General features: G+C 66.1%; 13 protein-coding genes and 1 tRNA gene. 10 read left to right on the top strand and 4 right to left on the bottom strand.

All coding sequences use genetic code 11. From position 1 onward, the window contains the following. Window positions 1-133 precede the first annotated feature (133 nt). The 5 genes from cysD (at window position 134) to WS87_RS06710 (ending at window position 6,931) form a co-directional block, all read left to right on the top strand. Window positions 134-1,030 carry a sulfate adenylyltransferase subunit CysD gene (gene cysD / locus WS87_RS06735; protein WP_059817912.1) on the top strand — a complete coding sequence of 299 codons (897 nt, stop codon included), beginning with the start codon at window positions 134-136 and terminating at the stop codon, window positions 1,028-1,030. Further along, complete coding sequence (cysN, locus tag WS87_RS06730; RefSeq protein ID WP_059817914.1) at window positions 1,030-2,943, top strand: sulfate adenylyltransferase subunit CysN; 1,914 nt, start codon at window positions 1,030-1,032, stop codon at window positions 2,941-2,943. Before cysD ends, cysN begins: the two co-directional genes overlap by 1 nt. Before the next feature lie 122 nt (window positions 2,944-3,065). Further along, a complete protein-coding gene (locus WS87_RS06725; protein WP_059817915.1) occupies window positions 3,066-4,253 on the top strand; it encodes a helix-turn-helix transcriptional regulator in 1,188 nt (395 codons plus the stop codon). A gap of 280 nt (window positions 4,254-4,533) precedes the next feature. Further along, window positions 4,534-5,895, top strand: a complete 1,362-nt coding sequence (locus WS87_RS06715) for an MFS transporter (RefSeq protein ID WP_059817917.1) — start codon at window positions 4,534-4,536, stop codon at window positions 5,893-5,895. Continuing rightward, window positions 5,882-6,931, top strand: a complete 1,050-nt coding sequence (locus tag WS87_RS06710) for a lactonase family protein (RefSeq protein WP_059817919.1) — start codon at window positions 5,882-5,884, stop codon at window positions 6,929-6,931. Before WS87_RS06715 ends, WS87_RS06710 begins: the two co-directional genes overlap by 14 nt. A 69-nt stretch (window positions 6,932-7,000) precedes the next feature. Here WS87_RS06710 and WS87_RS06705 read toward each other — a convergent pair whose 3' ends face one another. Then, on the bottom strand, window positions 7,001-8,038 hold the full coding sequence (locus WS87_RS06705; RefSeq protein WP_059817920.1) for an AraC family transcriptional regulator: 1,038 nt from the start codon (window positions 8,036-8,038) through the stop codon (window positions 7,001-7,003). 226 nt (window positions 8,039-8,264) lie between these two features. Between WS87_RS06705 and WS87_RS06700 the strand changes: the two genes are divergently transcribed. Further along, a complete protein-coding gene (locus WS87_RS06700; RefSeq protein WP_059817922.1) occupies window positions 8,265-9,377 on the top strand; it encodes a fatty acid desaturase in 1,113 nt (370 codons plus the stop codon). Between the two features lie 44 nt (window positions 9,378-9,421). Here the strand turns inward: WS87_RS06700 and WS87_RS06695 are convergent, their stop codons facing one another. Beyond that, window positions 9,422-10,042 carry an HAD family hydrolase gene (locus WS87_RS06695; RefSeq protein WP_059535722.1) on the bottom strand — a complete coding sequence of 207 codons (621 nt, stop codon included), beginning with the start codon at window positions 10,040-10,042 and terminating at the stop codon, window positions 9,422-9,424. Window positions 10,043-10,265: 223 nt separating this feature from the next. On the opposite strand from WS87_RS06695, the gene WS87_RS06690 reads away from it, so the two are divergent. Then, window positions 10,266-10,356: transfer RNA gene (locus WS87_RS06690), tRNA-Ser, on the top strand. A gap of 450 nt (window positions 10,357-10,806) precedes the next feature. Here the strand turns inward: WS87_RS06690 and WS87_RS06685 are convergent. Further along, entirely contained in the window at window positions 10,807-11,520 is a 714-nt protein-coding gene (locus WS87_RS06685; protein WP_236873214.1) for a DUF3320 domain-containing protein, read from the bottom strand. A 133-nt stretch (window positions 11,521-11,653) separates the two neighbouring features. Here WS87_RS06685 and WS87_RS06680 point away from each other — a divergent pair, with 133 nt between their 5' ends. The 3 genes from WS87_RS06680 to tnpC are packed head-to-tail and all read left to right on the top strand — an operon-like array spanning window position 11,654 to window position 14,119. Next, on the top strand, window positions 11,654-12,196 hold the full coding sequence (locus WS87_RS06680) for a transposase (RefSeq protein WP_059531437.1): 543 nt from the start codon (window positions 11,654-11,656) through the stop codon (window positions 12,194-12,196). Continuing rightward, window positions 12,172-12,522 (top strand): IS66 family insertion sequence element accessory protein TnpB, encoded by a 351-nt coding sequence (tnpB, locus tag WS87_RS06675; protein ID WP_059531434.1) that lies wholly within the window; start codon window positions 12,172-12,174, stop codon window positions 12,520-12,522. The genes WS87_RS06680 and tnpB overlap by 25 nt, the downstream gene beginning before the upstream one ends. 31 nt (window positions 12,523-12,553) lie before the next feature. After that, on the top strand, window positions 12,554-14,119 hold the full coding sequence (tnpC, locus tag WS87_RS06670) for an IS66 family transposase (protein ID WP_059820731.1): 1,566 nt from the start codon (window positions 12,554-12,556) through the stop codon (window positions 14,117-14,119). On the opposite strand, the gene WS87_RS06665 is transcribed toward tnpC, so the two are convergent. Then, complete coding sequence (locus WS87_RS06665; RefSeq protein WP_059820915.1) at window positions 14,071-15,129, bottom strand: AAA domain-containing protein; 1,059 nt, start codon at window positions 15,127-15,129, stop codon at window positions 14,071-14,073. The genes tnpC and WS87_RS06665 overlap by 49 nt on opposite strands. Window positions 15,130-15,159 lie beyond the last annotated feature (30 nt).

The raw sequence follows: 15,159 nt of genomic DNA, 5'->3' as shown, positions 1-15,159 counted from the left end.
TCCGCTGCGCCGCCGTGCCGCGGTTTAGTCCACCCGGACGAAGAGCGGCACCGCCGTCGCTCGATACCGTTGGCGTCATGCACGAAACGCCGCACATGTCGCGCGGCGCCGGCATGCAACAAGGAGACGAACGATGTTGACCCACTTGGAGCGACTGGAGGCCGAAAGCATCCACATCATGCGCGAGGTGGTCGCGGAAAGCGAAAACCCGGTGATGCTCTATTCGATCGGCAAGGACAGCTCGGTCATGCTGCATCTCGCGATGAAGGCGTTCTACCCGGCGAAGCCGCCCTTTCCGCTGCTGCACGTCGATACGACGTGGAAGTTCCGCGAGATGATCGCGTTTCGCGACGCGACCGCCGAGCGTCTCGGCCTCGACCTGCGCGTGCACGTGAACCCCGACGGCGTGGCGAACGACATCAATCCGTTCACGCACGGCTCGGCCGTGCACACCGACGTGTGGAAGACGCAAGGGCTCAAGCAGGCGCTCGACCACTTCGGCTTCGACGCCGCGTTCGGCGGCGCGCGCCGCGACGAGGAGAAATCGCGCGCGAAGGAGCGCATCGTGTCGCTGCGCTCGGCGCAGCACCGCTGGGACCCGAAGCGCCAGCGGCCCGAACTCTGGTCGCTGTACAACGCGCGCAAGCGCCGCGGCGAAAGCCTGCGCGTGTTTCCGATTTCCAACTGGACCGAGCTCGACGTCTGGCAATACATCCGGCTGCACGACATTCCGATCGTGCCGCTCTACTACGCGAAGGAGCGGCCGGTGGTCGAGCGCGACGGCGCGCTGATCATGGTCGACGACGAACGCCTGCCGCTGCGCGATGGCGAAGTGCCGCAGTTGCGCAAGGTGCGCTTTCGCACACTCGGCTGCTATCCGCTCACGGGCGCGATCGACAGCGACGCGAGCTCGCTCGCCGAGATCCTGCAGGAGATGCGCGACACGCGCTCGTCCGAGCGCCAGGGACGCCTGATCGACAGCGATTCGGCCGGTTCGATGGAAAAGAAGAAACAGGAGGGATATTTCTGATGGCACACGCTCTCACCGCGCCCGAGGCGCTCGCGCACCCGACTCCCGTCCCGCACGCCGACGATGCCCGGACGAAAGACCTGCTGCGCTTCATCACGTGCGGCAGCGTCGACGACGGCAAGAGCACGCTGATCGGCCGCCTGCTCTACGAATCGAACATGCTGTTCGACGACCAGCTGACCCAGCTCGAAGCCGATTCGAAGAAAGTCGGCACGCAAGGCGGCGACCTCGATTTCGCGCTGCTCGTCGACGGCCTGTCGGCCGAGCGCGAACAGGGCATCACGATCGACGTCGCGTACCGCTTCTTCGCGACCGCGCGACGCAAGTTCATCGTCGCCGATACGCCCGGCCACGAGCAATACACGCGCAACATGATCACCGGCGCGTCGACCGCCGACCTCGCGGTGATCCTGATCGACGCGCGCAAGGGCGTGCTCACGCAGACGCGCCGCCACAGCCATCTCGTCGCGCTGATCGGTATCAGGCGCGTCGTGCTCGCGATCAACAAGATGGATCTGGTCGACTACGACCGCGCGGTGTTCGAGCGCATCGACGCCGACTATCGCGCGTTCGCGGCCGAGCTCGGTCTCGACGGGATCGTCAGCATTCCGATGTCCGCGCTGCGCGGCGACAACGTGATCGCGTCGAGCACGCGGATGCCGTGGTACGCGGGCCCGCCGCTGATGCAGCATCTCGACACGCTGCCGCTCGTCGAGCGCGTGACGCGCGACGAACCGTTCCGCCTGCCGGTGCAATGGGTCAACCGTCCGCATCTGAACTTCCGCGGCTATGCCGGCAGCATCGCGTCCGGCGAAGTGCGCGTCGGCGAACGCGTGCGCGTGCTGCCGTCCGGCCGGGAAAGCCGCGTCGCGTCGGTGATCACGCCGGCCGGCGAAGCCGACGTCGCGCGTGCCGGCGAAGCGGTGACGCTCACGCTCGCCGACGAAATCGACATCAGCCGCGGCGACATGATCGCGCGCGCCGACGCGCCGCCGGAGGTGGCCGATCAGTTCGAGGCGACGCTCGTGTGGATGCACGACGAACCGCTGCTGCCCGGCCGGCCGTATCTCGTGAAGCTCGGCACGCAGACGGTCGGCGCGACCTGCGCGACGCCGAAGTACAAGATCGACGTGAACACGCGCGAGCACCTCGCCGCGCGCACGCTCGCGCTGAACGAGATCGGCGTGTGCAACCTGAGCTTCGACCGGCCCGTCGCGTTCGATCCGTACGACCGGAACCGTCACACGGGCGGCTTCATCGTGATCGACCGCTTCACCAACGACACGGTCGGCGCCGGGATGCTGCACTTCGCGCTGCGCCGCGCGCACAACGTGCACTGGCAGGCCGTCGACGTAGACCGCGACGCGCGCGCGACGCAGAAGTCGCAGACACCGCGCATCGTATGGCTGACCGGGCTGTCCGGCGCGGGCAAGTCGACGATCGCGAACCTCGTCGAGCAGCGGCTGCATGCGCTCGGCAATCACACGTACCTGCTCGACGGCGACAACGTGCGGCACGGGCTCAACCGCGATCTCGGCTTCACCGAGGCCGATCGCGTGGAGAACATCCGGCGCGTGGCCGAAGTCGCGCGGCTGATGCTCGACGCCGGGCTCATCACGCTCGTGTCGTTCATCTCGCCGTTCCGCGCGGAACGCGACATGGCGCGCGCGCTGGTCGGTGCCGACGAGTTCGTCGAGGTGTTCGTCGACACGCCGCTCGCGGTTGCCGAGGAACGCGATCCGAAGGGGCTGTACAAGAAGGCGCGCAAGGGCGAACTGAAACACTTCACGGGCATCGACTCGCCGTACGAGCCGCCCGCGCAGCCGGAACTGCGCATCGACACGGTGGCCGAGTCGCCGCAAGCGGCGGCGGACCGCATCGTCGCGTACCTGCTGCGCGAGCGCGTCGCCTGACCCTCGCCGGCCGCGTCGCACGGGCACGGCCCGCGTCGTCTACTCCGTTCGGATGACGCGGGCCGCCGGCCGGCCGGTATGCTGGGCCGGAAGCATTCACCCCGCCCCAGGAGAACTCGAGCATGCGGATCGCGCTGGCGCCCGACGACACGGCCGCGCACGACGGTTTCGACGACGCGGCATGGACGGCCCGCGAACTCAGCGCGTGGCTCGGGCTCGTCTATCAGGGCCTGTCCGAAACGACGCCGTGGGCGGGCTTTCTCGAAGCGATCCGCGTGCGGCTCGACGCGCGCTTCACGACGCTCGTGCTGCGCAACCCCGGCGGCTCGCGGCGCGGGCTCATCATCAACGCATCGGCCGACGGCCCGCTGCTGCCCGGCGAGCCGTCGTACAGCGAGCAGTTCTATGCGCTGTGCCCGTTTCTCGACCAGACGCCCGGCCTGGTGTTCACGGCCGACGGGCTGTTCGGCGCCGCCCGCTGGCGCGCGCACGATTTCTACCGGCAGTACCTGCAGCCGCTCGACCTGCGCTTCATTCTCGGCGCGAACCTGCGCGGCGAGCGCGGCGTCGAGTGCGCATTCTTCGTGAGCCGCGCGCATCATGCCCGCGATTTCGACGCGGCCGAACGCGCGCAGGTCGCGACGCTGCTGCCCCACCTGCAGCGCGCGGTCGAGCTGCATGCGGCGCTCGACGTGCTCGACGCCGAGCGCGCGCTGTACGCGGGCACCGTCGACCGGCTCGACGTCGGCACCGCGATCCTCGACGAGGACGGCCGCGTGATCAAGCACAACCGCATCGCCGAACGGCTGATCGCGCAGCAGGACGGACTGTGCCTGCGCCAAGAGCGGCTCCACGCGTCGTGCCCGCTCGACGAGCGCCGGCTGCAGAAGGCGCTGCAGGCCGCGCTCGAGCATTTCCGCACGGGCGCGCTCGGGCGCATCGAGGCCACCACGCTGTCGCGCCCCGGCGGCGCGATGCCGTTGAACGTGCTGCTGCGCCCGCTCGCGCCCTATCGCGGCGCGGAGGACCGCCAGCATCGGCCGGCCGTCGCGGTGTTCGTCCGCGATCCGGCGTCGTCGCCGCAGACCTCGCGCGACATGCTGCACCGGCTGTTTCGCCTCACGCCGATGGAAACCGAGATCGCGCTGCTGCTCGTCGACGGCCTGACACTCGACGAAGCGGCCGCCGCCACCGGCATCACGAAGAACACCGCCCGCGCGCACCTGCGCGGCATCTTCGCGAAGACGGGCGCCACGCGCCAGGCCGTGCTCGTGAAAATGCTGCTGAACAGCGTCGTGTCGATGGCGTAGCGGCGCCGCCCCCGGGGTGACGCCGCTGGCGGTGCGAAGCAGCCCGCCGAGCGCCGGTTGTCGTTCGTCTAGCCGCCACCCATGTCATACGTCATCGGATGTGATGAGGGCTGATGAGATCCTCATGATATCGCCCAATATTTGCGCATTTTCCGGGTAAACCCGCGACGCCATCGCAGAATCTCAGGCGTACCATGTCATACGACGACATACTACTTAGATCACCACCCGACGCCGACGCGGGCCGCCGCCCTCGTCCGCCGCCCGACCGGAGACTCCCTTGACCACGCCTGCCCTGCCCGGCCGCGACCCGCTCGCGTCCGCCGTCTCGAAAGTGAAATGGCACGTGCTGCCGCTCGTGCTGATCATGTTCATCGCGAACTACATCGACCGCGTGAACGTCGGCTTCGTCGATCGCCACCTCGAAGCGTCGATCGGTATCGGCGCGGCCGCGTACGGGCTCGGTGCCGGCCTGTTCTTCGTCGGCTACGCGCTGTTCGAAGTGCCGTCCAACCTGCTGATGCAGCGCTACGGCGCGCGCATCTGGCTCGCGCGGATCATGGCGACGTGGGGCATCGTCGCCGCCGCGATGGCGTTCGTGTGGAACGACACGTCGTTCTACGTGCTGCGCTTCCTGCTCGGCGCGGCCGAGGCCGGCTTCTTCCCCGGCGTCGTGCTGTACCTGTCGCAATGGCTGCCGCCACAGGAGCGCGGCAAGGCGATGGCGATCTTCCTCGGCGGCTCCGCGTTCGCGTCGGTGCTGTCCGGGCCCATCACCGGCGCGCTGCTGTCGATCCACGGCTTCGGCCTCCAAGGCTGGCAGTGGATGTTCCTGATCGAAGGGATGTTCTCGGTCGCACTGTGCGGCGCGAGCTGGCTGCTGCTGAAGTCGCACATCCGCGACGCGACGTGGCTCACCGCCGACGAACGCGCGGCGCTCCAGAACGCGCTCGATGAAGAACGCGCGACCCGCGACGTGCGCTCGAAAGTGCACGTATCCGCCGCCACGCTGCTGCGCGACCCGCAGATCATGCTGTTCTGCTTCCTGTATTTCGCGATCCAGCTGACGATCTACGCGGCCACCTTCTGGCTGCCGACCATCATCCGCAAGATGGGCGGCCTCACCGATTTCCAGGTCGGCCTCTACAACACGATTCCGTGGATGATCGCGATCGGCGCGATGTACGGCTTCGCGGTGCTGTCCGCGAAGTGGAAGCATCCGCAGCGCTGGCTGTCGTTCGCGCTCGTGCTCGCAGCGTGCGGGCTGTTCGCGTCGACGTCGCACGATCCCGTCTGGTCGTTCGCGTCGATCTGCTTCGCCGCGCTTGGCTTCAAGGCCGCGGCGTCGCTGTTCTGGCCGATCCCGCAGGGCTACCTCGACACACGCGTGGCCGCGGCCGTGATCGCGCTGATCAACTCTGTCGGCAACCTCGGCGGCTTCGTCGCGCCAACGGCCTTCGGCTATCTGAAGCAACATACGGGTTCGATCACGGGCGGCCTGTATGCGCTTGCGATCGCCTCCCTCGTCGCCGCGGTCGCCGCGCTGTTCGCCCGCACGCACCGGCGCAGCGATCCGCCGCGCGGCCTGCCGGCCGACGAGTCCTTCACGAACACCACCATGCTCCGTCATGCCGAACACTGACCGCCTGACCGTCGTCGTCTCGAATGCCGTCGACGGCGACCTCGCCACGTTCTCGCTCACGTCCGACGGCACGCTCGCGCCGCTCGCCCGCTACCCGGCCGGCGACGTCGCGATGCCGGTCGCCGTGCAGCCCGATCGCGCGCGGCTGTACGTCGCGACGCGCGGCGCAGAACCGACGATCGTCGCATTCCGCGTCGCGACGGGCACCGGCGCGCTCGCCCGCATCGGCGCGACCGCGATCGACGCGAGCCATGCGTACCTGTCGCTCGATCGCAGCGGCCGCTGGCTGCTCGGCGCGTCGTACGGCGGCAACGCGCTGAGCCTCTACGACGCCGCGCGCGTGCGCGACGGCGACGGCGAGCCGCTGCAGGTCGCGGACGGCATCGCGAACGCGCATGCCGTCGTCGTATCGCCGGACAATCGGTTCGCATACGTGAGCTCGCTCGGCTCGGACCGGATCTTCACGTTCGCGCTGGTCGAGAATGCCGGCGGCCTGCGCGCGGTCGAGCACGGCGAAACGCGCGTGCCGGGCGGCTTCGGCCCGCGTCACCTGCGCTTCGCGCGCGACGGCCGCACGCTCGTCGCGGTCAGCGAATTCCAGGCCACGCTCGCGGCCTTCCCGCGCGACGTCGACAGCGGCCGCCTCGGCGACGCACAGGTCAGCGCGCGTCACCCGGCCGTCGCCGACCTCGCGCAAGGCCATGCGCGCCCGCCCGCGCCGACCGAACCCGCCGTGTGGGCCGCCGATCTCCACCTGACGCCCGACGAGCGCTTCGCGTATGTCAGCGAACGCACGTCGAGCCAGTTGCTCTGCTATCGCCGCCATGCGGACGGCACCTTCGAACCCGCGCACGCGACGGCCACCGAAACGCAGCCGCGCGGCTTCGCGATCGATCCGTCGGGACGCTGGCTCGTCGCATGCGGCGAGCAGTCGGCATACGTGTCGGTCTACGCGATCGAGCCAGACGACGGCACGCTGTCGTTGCATGCGCGCGTGCCGGGCGGTCGCGGCGCGAACTGGGTTGCGATCGTCTGACGGGTCGAATGATCGATGGATCGACGCAGGGCGCACGACCGACACCGGCCCGCGCCGCCCTGCGCGCCCTCAGCGCCGCTCGCTCGGCGCGACGCCGGTCCAGCGCTTGAACGCACGCGTGAAATTGGCGCGGTCGGTATAGCCGACCCGCGCCGCGATCTCGTCGACCGGCAGGCGCGTGCCCTCGAGCAACCGGAGCGCATCGCGCAGCCGGATCTCGTCGAGCAGCGCCGAATAGGTCGCGCCGAATTCCGCGAGCTTGCGTTTCAGCGTGCGCGCCGACACGTGCAGCTCGCGCGCGACTTCGTCCACCGACGGATAACCGGCGTCGCCGCAGATCAGCAGGTTGCGCACGCGCTCGACGATGCTTTCCGCATAGCCGAGCCGCGCGAGCTCGGCCTCGCATTGCTGGACGATCATCTGCGCGGTCTGCGCGTTCGCGGTGCCGATCGGCTCGTCGAGCAGCGCGGCGTCGCAGCGGATGCGGTTCGCGCTCGCGTCGAAATGACAGCGCGGCAGCCGCGCGCGATAGCGCTCGAACCACGGTGGTTCGGGCCATTCGAAATGCAGCTCCGCGCGCGACTGCAGCGTGCGACCCGGCGCGGGATCGAGCAGCGAGTTGAACAGGATCGCCGTCTCGACCAGGAAATTTTCCACCGCGAACTGGCGCAGCCGGCCGAGCGGAAACGCCTCGAGCACGTCGATATCGACGATCCCGTCGAGCTGCGCGAGTCGCACCGAAAAAAACGGCACACGCGTCGGCAGATAGCGGATCCCGAGCGAGATCGCCTCGCCGAGCGTCGCGCAGCTCATCAGCCCGAAGCCGATCAGCCCGGATTTCGTGAGACTGCTGCGCAGGCCGATCTCGATCGCGATCGAAGGATCGTCCGTCGCCTCGAGCAGGTTGAACACGATCGCCGCCTGCTGCAGCGGCGTGATGCGCGCGTCGGGCCGGGCAAGCCGGTCGCGCTCGACGCCCGACCCGGCGAGAATCCGGCCGCCGTCGATGCCGCGCTCCTCGGCGAGCATCAGCATGAACAGCGCATACGCGGACGATACCGTCGCCTTGTTCAGCTGGCGCGCGGCATCCGGGACGGACAGGGCCATGCGGCGGACTCCGGAGCGGTTTCGGCGGATTGTAGCGTCGCTGGCCCGCAATGACACCACGGCGGCACTCTAGCCGCATGCCGCCGCATCGCGCGCCGGCGGGCGGGCCCATGTGGCCCGAAATGACACCATCAATGGCACCGGCGGCCCTCGCATGCGCCACGACGCGCACCTATGCTTGTCACATCGGCATTGCGCCCCACTCTTTCCGCACGGATTCCGGTCGATGAGCCAATCTGCACGAACCGTCTTTCGCCACGACGCCGACAAGGTCGCGTACGTCCGCCGCGAGGTCAACGCCGCGAGCGACGCGATCCGCGTGCGCTTTCCGCTGCTCGACAACCAGAACCTCGTCGGCGCGACCGTGATGGCCGTGTCGGTGAGCGCGATGCTCGCGATCGCCTGGCTGTATGCGCGCGGCGCGATCGCGTGGTACGTCGCGCTGCCGCTCGCCGCGTTCGTCACGTCGCTGATCCACGAGCTCGAGCACGACCTGATCCACCTGATGTACTTCAAGAAGACGCCGTGGGCCTATCATCTGATGATGGCGCTGTGCTGGCTCACGCGGCCGGGCACGATCAACCCGTGGACGCGCCGGCGCATGCACCTGCATCACCACAAGGTGTCGGGCGGCGACTCGGATCTCGAGGAATTCGGCATCACCAACGGCGAACGCTGGGGCGTGAAGCGGCTGCTGATGATTGCGGACGGGATGCTCGCGGTCGTGCTGCGGCCGGATGCGATGCGCCGCAAGGTCAAGCAGTACGTGGCCGCGCAGCCGGTGCAGGATGCGGCCGAACGCGTGCAACTGCGCATCGAGCAGGTGTCGTCCTACATGCCGATCGGTCACGTGTACTACGCGCTGTGGCACGCGTTCATCGTCTATCACGCCGGCCTGTTCGCGCTGCATGCGCTCGGCTATGCGGTGACCGTGCCGGCCGTCGTCGAGCGCGTGATGCACGTCGTCGATTTCCTCGCGGTCGTGTGGCTCGAGCCGAACTTCGTGCGCAGCTTCTGCATCAATTTCGTCAGCTCGAACATGCATTACTTCGGCGACATCGATTCGCGCAACGTGATCCAGCAGACGCAGGTGCTGAATCCATGGTGGATGCTGCCGTTCCAGCTGTTCTGCTTCAACTTCGGCAGCACGCACGCGATCCATCACTTCGTGGTGCGCGATCCGTTCTACATCCGGCAGCTCACCGCGCGCACCGCGCATCAGGCACTGCGTGAAGTCGGCGTGCGGTTCAACGACGTCGGTACGTTCAGGCGTGCGAATCGGTGGGGCGCGTATCGTCCGGTTCGCGGTGTGCGCGGCACGCGGCGGGCCGACGCTTGACGGCAGCGCGCGGCGTCGCTCGCCGCGCCGGTCCCGTCAGTCCATCAGTCGCCGATCGGCGGCATCGGCCCCTGCCCACGGATCCACGCCCAGTTCGCGAGTTCGGCCATTTCCTTGTCGCCGCGGCTGTCGCCGTAGGCGAACAGCTTCGCGGGCAGCCGGTTGCCCCACCAGCCGCGCAAGCGCACGACCTTCTGCGGGCCCCAGCAGTTCTCGCCGTTCAGCCGTCCGGTGAACGTGCCGCGCTCGAATGCGAGGCGCGTCGCGAGCACCGTGTCGATACCGGCCGTCTTCGCCCATTTCTCCAGATACAGCGACGGCGATGCGCTGACCAGCACGACTTCATGCCCGCGCGCCTGATGCTCGCGCACCCGTTCCAGCATGTCCGGGCGCACGAGGTTCGGCAGGTAGCCGTCGACGAAGCTGCGCGCCAATCCGTCGAGCGCGTCCTCGCGGATCGGCCCGAGCGCAAACCACGCGAACTTCGCTTTCGCATCGCCGCGCGACAACAGGCCCGCCTTCATCGCGACGATCCACGGCAGCGCGCGCAGCCCGGCCCATGCGAAACGCGGCGTGCCGACCGCGTAGCGGACGAAATGGCGAAAGCTGTCGGTGGTGGTGATGGTGCCGTCGAAATCGAATGCGGCGACGATGCGGTCGGTCATGGAGAGGCGGGAAAGCGATGGAATGCCCGGGAAGATAGCAGACTCGCGCGGCCGTGGGTCCCGGCACGGGCGTGAATGGGGGCGCGGTCCTTCTGCACGGCCGCATTCGAAACGACGCAGGGCCGCCGTGCGAGCCGCGGGAGGCGGCTTCCCGGCCGATTTTGGCGGATCGCCAAAGGGGGTGGCGACCATCCGCCAGAGTTTGATATACTCTCGCTCTTCCGGAGAGATGGATGAGTGGTTTAAGTCGCACGCCTGGAAAGCGTGTATAGGTTAATCGCCTATCGGGGGTTCGAATCCCCCTCTCTCCGCCAGGACACTAGTAGTAAAAAACGGGCTCTCGGCCCGTTTTTCGTTCTATCTGACCAAAGAGCCCGCGCAGTCATCGGCGTGACTGTCGATGCTCAGACGACACCCGTCGAAAACGACAACATTCCTCACGGTTTCCTTTCGTCCCGCCAGAGACGGACATCTATGGCGTCGCCATATCGCGCCCTGACATAGCCAGTTCGGCCTCGTGCCCCAAATGCCGCGGTCATGTTGCTTGTAAACTGCCCCAACATTCCCGGCCCAGCAAACGACGCGCGAGTCTCGCGAGGACTTCCGGACGGCGATTCAGAGGTTCGATGTCAGCGAGTTCACAGAGACCCCTAGCGTTGGCATGCGAACTCCACAAAAACCATATGTCTGCCGTAAAGCAACCGCGGCGGATTGAACCGATTCCCCCGCGATTAGCCCGGTACGCTGAAATACCCCCTCGTTCGTTATTGAATTGACCGCCTCGATTCATCCGTGGTGGTCAGTACCCCTGCAACCTCCTTCAATTGCTGTCGAGAAATCAGGGCATCGACCGCCTGTTCCAGCACACTTCGTACCTGATTGCTCGTGTTGCGGATGCCGAATCCACGCGACACGGCCTGAATAACCTGATCTCGCGTCGCACCAAAACTTCTTTCAATCAGTTGAAGGGCGGCAGCTTCGATCTCCGCTGGCGGCAGCATGTCGGCTCGACGAAGGGCGATGGCATTTACCCCCGAACGATCACGAGGCACGGGTACACTATTAGGCGTTGACAGGAACTCTCCCGATCGAGTGATGCGCCCCGTCTTCGTTGCAATGTCAATAGACCGCCCGACCACGTCTTCAATTCGACCGCCGGTCCGCTTCAAGCCCCACGCCTCTCGCATCCGAGTGACGATGTGATCTCGATGTACTGGCCCCTCAACTTGGACAGCCTGGACTACTAATTCCGTCAACGCTCCCTGTGGCGCCTCGTGGAGTTCTCCGACGAGATGACTTGGACGCACCAACGTCACTTCTTCATATGGCGCAAAACCGGCGGCGTCCTCTGCGTCGGTCACGGCCTCACGCTCCACGTAGGGCGCCTCCGCATCCAACTGCTCCGCTAGCGCAACGTCCTCCTGCAACTCATCGAAGTCGACCTTGATAGCCTCAATACGGCGAATCAATGCGTCCAATTGCTCGGTCGGGCGCTGAAACCAGTCCGTACTCCAAATCCGGTGGATAGTCCAACCGTGCTCCTCCAAGATTGTCTGCCGCAGTGTAAGCCGTCAATAAACGACGCCCTACCAATGGTAGGCAGAAGGTCAGATGCTAAGTGTCCGCGTGGACACATGCACTCAGACCGTGATGACAGAGAAACAGGACCTTCGAAGCAGACTGGTGGTTGGCCGCAGACGGGATGGCCGGCGGGAATTTGATGAAGATGCCGTGCGGGAGCTGGTCGAGTTTTGCCTGAGGCCGGGGGTATCGATCGCCCGGGCGGCCATGGACCATGACGTTAATCCGAACCAGTTGCGTCGCTGGATCTCGCGCCATCAGCAGCATACGCTGCAAACCCCGACGAGGCCGGACCCGCTGGTGATCGACGGCGTATCGATCGACATTCCGGGCACTGCACATCGGGTTCCAATGAGTGAAGCGCGAGCATTCGTTCCTGTCGTCACGACTGCGTCGACTGTGCCTGCCGCTTCCCCAGTATTGCCACCAGCCCCGTCGTTGATGGCGCTCTCGTTACATGTGCGCTTGTCCAATGGTGTCGAATTCGATCTCGGCGAGGCGAGTGTCGATGAGCTGGCCACGGTGATCCAGATGCTCGGGAGGCTGCCGTGTTCCGGTTCGACGAAGGGCTGAAGGTCTACCTGCATCGCGATCCCGTCGACTTCCGCATGGGCATCAACGGGCTGTCGATCCTGGTCGAACAGGCGATGCGCCTGAACTCAATGACCTCGGCGCTGTTCGTCTTCGGCAACCGCCGTCGTGATCGAGTCAAGATCCTCGGCTGGGGCGGCAACGGCTTCTGGTTGCTGCTCAAGCGACTCGAAGCCGACCGCTTCGTCTGGCCGAACGGCGGCGACACGATCACGCTCAGCACTGAGCAGTTGCACTGGCTGCTCGACGGCATCGACCTGGCCGTGATCCAGAAGCATCCCCAGCGATATTACGCGCGGATGAGCTGAACACTACGCAGATGGCATGGTCTAATCGGCCATGCCGAATAGCCCCGTCATGTTGAGCGCGGAGGAATACGAAGCGCTGATTGCCGCGAGCGCCGAACGCGACGCGCTGCGCGGTGAGCTTCGACTCGTGACGGCCCAGCGCGATCTGGCCGAAGAGAAGCTGCGGGCCTACAAGCACGAACTGTTCGGTGCCTCTAGCGAGGCGCGCCATGCCGACCAACTCGGCCTGTTCAACGAAGCTGAAGCATTGGCCACCACTACCGATGCGCCCGCGCGCGAGGACGCGCCCGGCACGTCTGTCGCCGCCCACACGCGAGGCAAGCGCGGACGCAAACCACTCGATCCGAACTTGCCGCGCGAGGTCGTGCGGCACGAACTACCCGAGTCTGAACGATTCTGCGCGCATGATGGCCAGGCTCTCGTCGAGATCGGCGTCGAGACGAGCGAACAGCTTGACGTGATTCCCGAGCAGGTCCGCGTCGTTCAGCACCAGCGCGTCAAGTACGCGTGCCCGTGCTGTGATCTCGGCATCAAGGTCACGCCGGCGCCAGCGCGTATCATCCCGCGCGGGTTGCTCACGGAATCCGCGCTGGCGTGGATCATCACTGGCAAGTACCAGTACGGTATGCCACTGTATCGCCAAGCCACGCTGCTGCGTCGCTTCGGCGGCGACATCTCGTCCAACACGCTGGCCGCCAGCGTGGTGCGGGTGGGACTGGCCACGCAGCCGGTGATCAACCTGATGCGCGACGCGCTGCTCGAGTCGGACCTGATCTACGGCGACGAGACAACGTTCCAGGTGCTGAAGGAACCGGGACGAAGGCCGCAGGCGAAGAGTTACCTGTGGGCGCAGGTCAACGGCTCGGGGCCACCAGTACGGATGTTCTCGTACTCGCCGGGGCGCGGCGCCCAGCATGCGCAGAAGCTCTATGCTGGCGTGCAGCCTGGCACCGTGCTGATGACTGACGGGTACGAGCTCTACAACGGAATCGCCCACGATCACCAGCTCGTGCATCTCGGATGCTGGGCACACGTGCGCCGCAGCTTCATCAAGGCCGAGGAGTCGGTGCCGAAGGCGGCACGCTCGCCGGATCTGCTGGCCACGCGCTTCGTCGTGCTGATCGGCAAGCTGTTCGCGGCCGAGGTGCGCAGCGCGAAGTGGAAGTCTGAACGTCGGCAACGACTGCGCGCTCGGTACAGCGCCCGCGTGCTCGCCATCATCGAGCGCATGCTGGTTGAGCATCTGCCGGGCGTCGTGCCGTCGAGTCTGCTCGGCAAGGCATTGCAGTACATGAGCGGACAGTGGCCCAAGCTGGTCCGATACGTCGGTAACGGCAACTGGCCGATCTCGAACAACCTGTGCGAGAACGCGATCCGGCCGTTCGTCGTCGGCCGCAAGGGCTGGCTGTTCTCCGATACTGTCGCTGGCGCGCAGGCCAGCGCCAACCTGTACTCCCTCGTCGAGACGTGCAAGGCGAACGGCGTCGAGCCGTATCGCTATCTGGTCTGGCTGTTCACCAGGTTGCCGCTCGCCGCAACCGCCGACGACTATGCCGCCCTCATGCCATGGAGCATGCCTGCCACTCCCAACCTCTGATGGGCGTCGTTAAAAGACCGCATACGCCGCAGTCGGTCGCGATCTCGAGCCGAGCGTGCACTGTGGTAAGCCGCGCCATCACATTCGATACCCAACAAAAATCGTCCCGGTCGCTCAGCATCAAGGACAGCCAGATCAATGAAGAAACCAGCCAGACCCACTTGCGCCTGAACCTCGTAACCTCTCGCTCGGAGCGCGTTGGCCACCTGCGCTTCGAAAATGCTGTCATGGTCGCGCCCCGTGACCTCCGCCATTGGCAGGCGTCCCGTGCGGGCATACTGAAGGAATATTCGGAACGCGTTGACCCCCGCTCGCTCCGCCGCATAGGCCGGGTCGATGTCCTCGTCTGTCATGGACGCAAACACGTCGCATCGCTGCTTGGCGCGACTAATCAAAACATTCAGGCGTCGCTCGCCACCCGCTGTACCCAACGGGCCAAAGCGCATCGGTACGCGACCGTTAGGCACAGATCGACCGTATCCGACAGAAATGAAAATTACATCCCGCTCGTCACCCTGGACGTTTTCCAGGTTCTTAACGAAGAACGGCTCCGAGCGATGCGCCTTGAAGAACTCCTCAACCTCCGGGGACAACCCGCGGCGCAAAAGCTCAAGCTCGTCAATGATGGCGCGACGCTGTGCGGCAGAGAAGGCTGCTACGCCCAGGGAGAGCTTTGGGTACGTGCGCGCGTGGGCAACGATCGCCTGCGCCACCGCCTTCGCTTCGATCGTGTTAGTACGCTTGTTTCCCGCGTCGAACAGTCCCTCGTGAATATGGTGAAATCGCAACCCTCGCCCACCTTGCGCGGTGTAGGGACTCGGCACGATATAAAGCTTGTTCTCGTAAAACTGGCGATTACTGACCGCAATCAAAGACTGGTGGCGGCTGCGATAGTGCCAGCGCAACATCCTGGTAGGCAGACCACGAGCGGTGAATAGGCCGAGGATGCTCTCGATATCGGCGACCGCAGTCGCTCCTTCGTCATCCTCGTCTTCGCTGCTTGAGGTCATCTTGGCAAAGAAGGCGGTGGGCGGTAGCTG

Origin of the sequence: Burkholderia sp. MSMB0856 (assembly GCF_001524645.2) — a bacterium.
GTDB classification, from domain to species: Bacteria; Pseudomonadota; Gammaproteobacteria; order Burkholderiales; family Burkholderiaceae; genus Burkholderia; species Burkholderia diffusa.
The sequence above is the reverse complement of the archived record's forward strand: the minus strand, read 5'-3'. Positions and strand labels throughout refer to the sequence as shown.

Coding starts and splice junctions, on each gene's coding strand:
- cysD (WP_059817912.1), top strand. CDS start 134: ATGTTGACCCACTTGGAGCGACTGGAGGCCGAAAGCATCCACATCATG.
- cysN (WP_059817914.1), top strand. CDS start 1,030: ATGGCACACGCTCTCACCGCGCCCGAGGCGCTCGCGCACCCGACTCCC.
- WS87_RS06725 (WP_059817915.1), top strand. CDS start 3,066: ATGCGGATCGCGCTGGCGCCCGACGACACGGCCGCGCACGACGGTTTC.
- WS87_RS06710 (WP_059817919.1), top strand. CDS start 5,882: ATGCCGAACACTGACCGCCTGACCGTCGTCGTCTCGAATGCCGTCGAC.
- WS87_RS06705 (WP_059817920.1), bottom strand. CDS start 8,038: ATGGCCCTGTCCGTCCCGGATGCCGCGCGCCAGCTGAACAAGGCGACG.
- WS87_RS06700 (WP_059817922.1), top strand. CDS start 8,265: ATGAGCCAATCTGCACGAACCGTCTTTCGCCACGACGCCGACAAGGTC.
- WS87_RS06695 (WP_059535722.1), bottom strand. CDS start 10,042: ATGACCGACCGCATCGTCGCCGCATTCGATTTCGACGGCACCATCACC.
- WS87_RS06680 (WP_059531437.1), top strand. CDS start 11,654: ATGCTAAGTGTCCGCGTGGACACATGCACTCAGACCGTGATGACAGAG.
- tnpC (WP_059820731.1), top strand. CDS start 12,554: ATGCCGAATAGCCCCGTCATGTTGAGCGCGGAGGAATACGAAGCGCTG.
- WS87_RS06665 (WP_059820915.1), bottom strand. CDS start 15,129: ATGACCTCAAGCAGCGAAGACGAGGATGACGAAGGAGCGACTGCGGTC.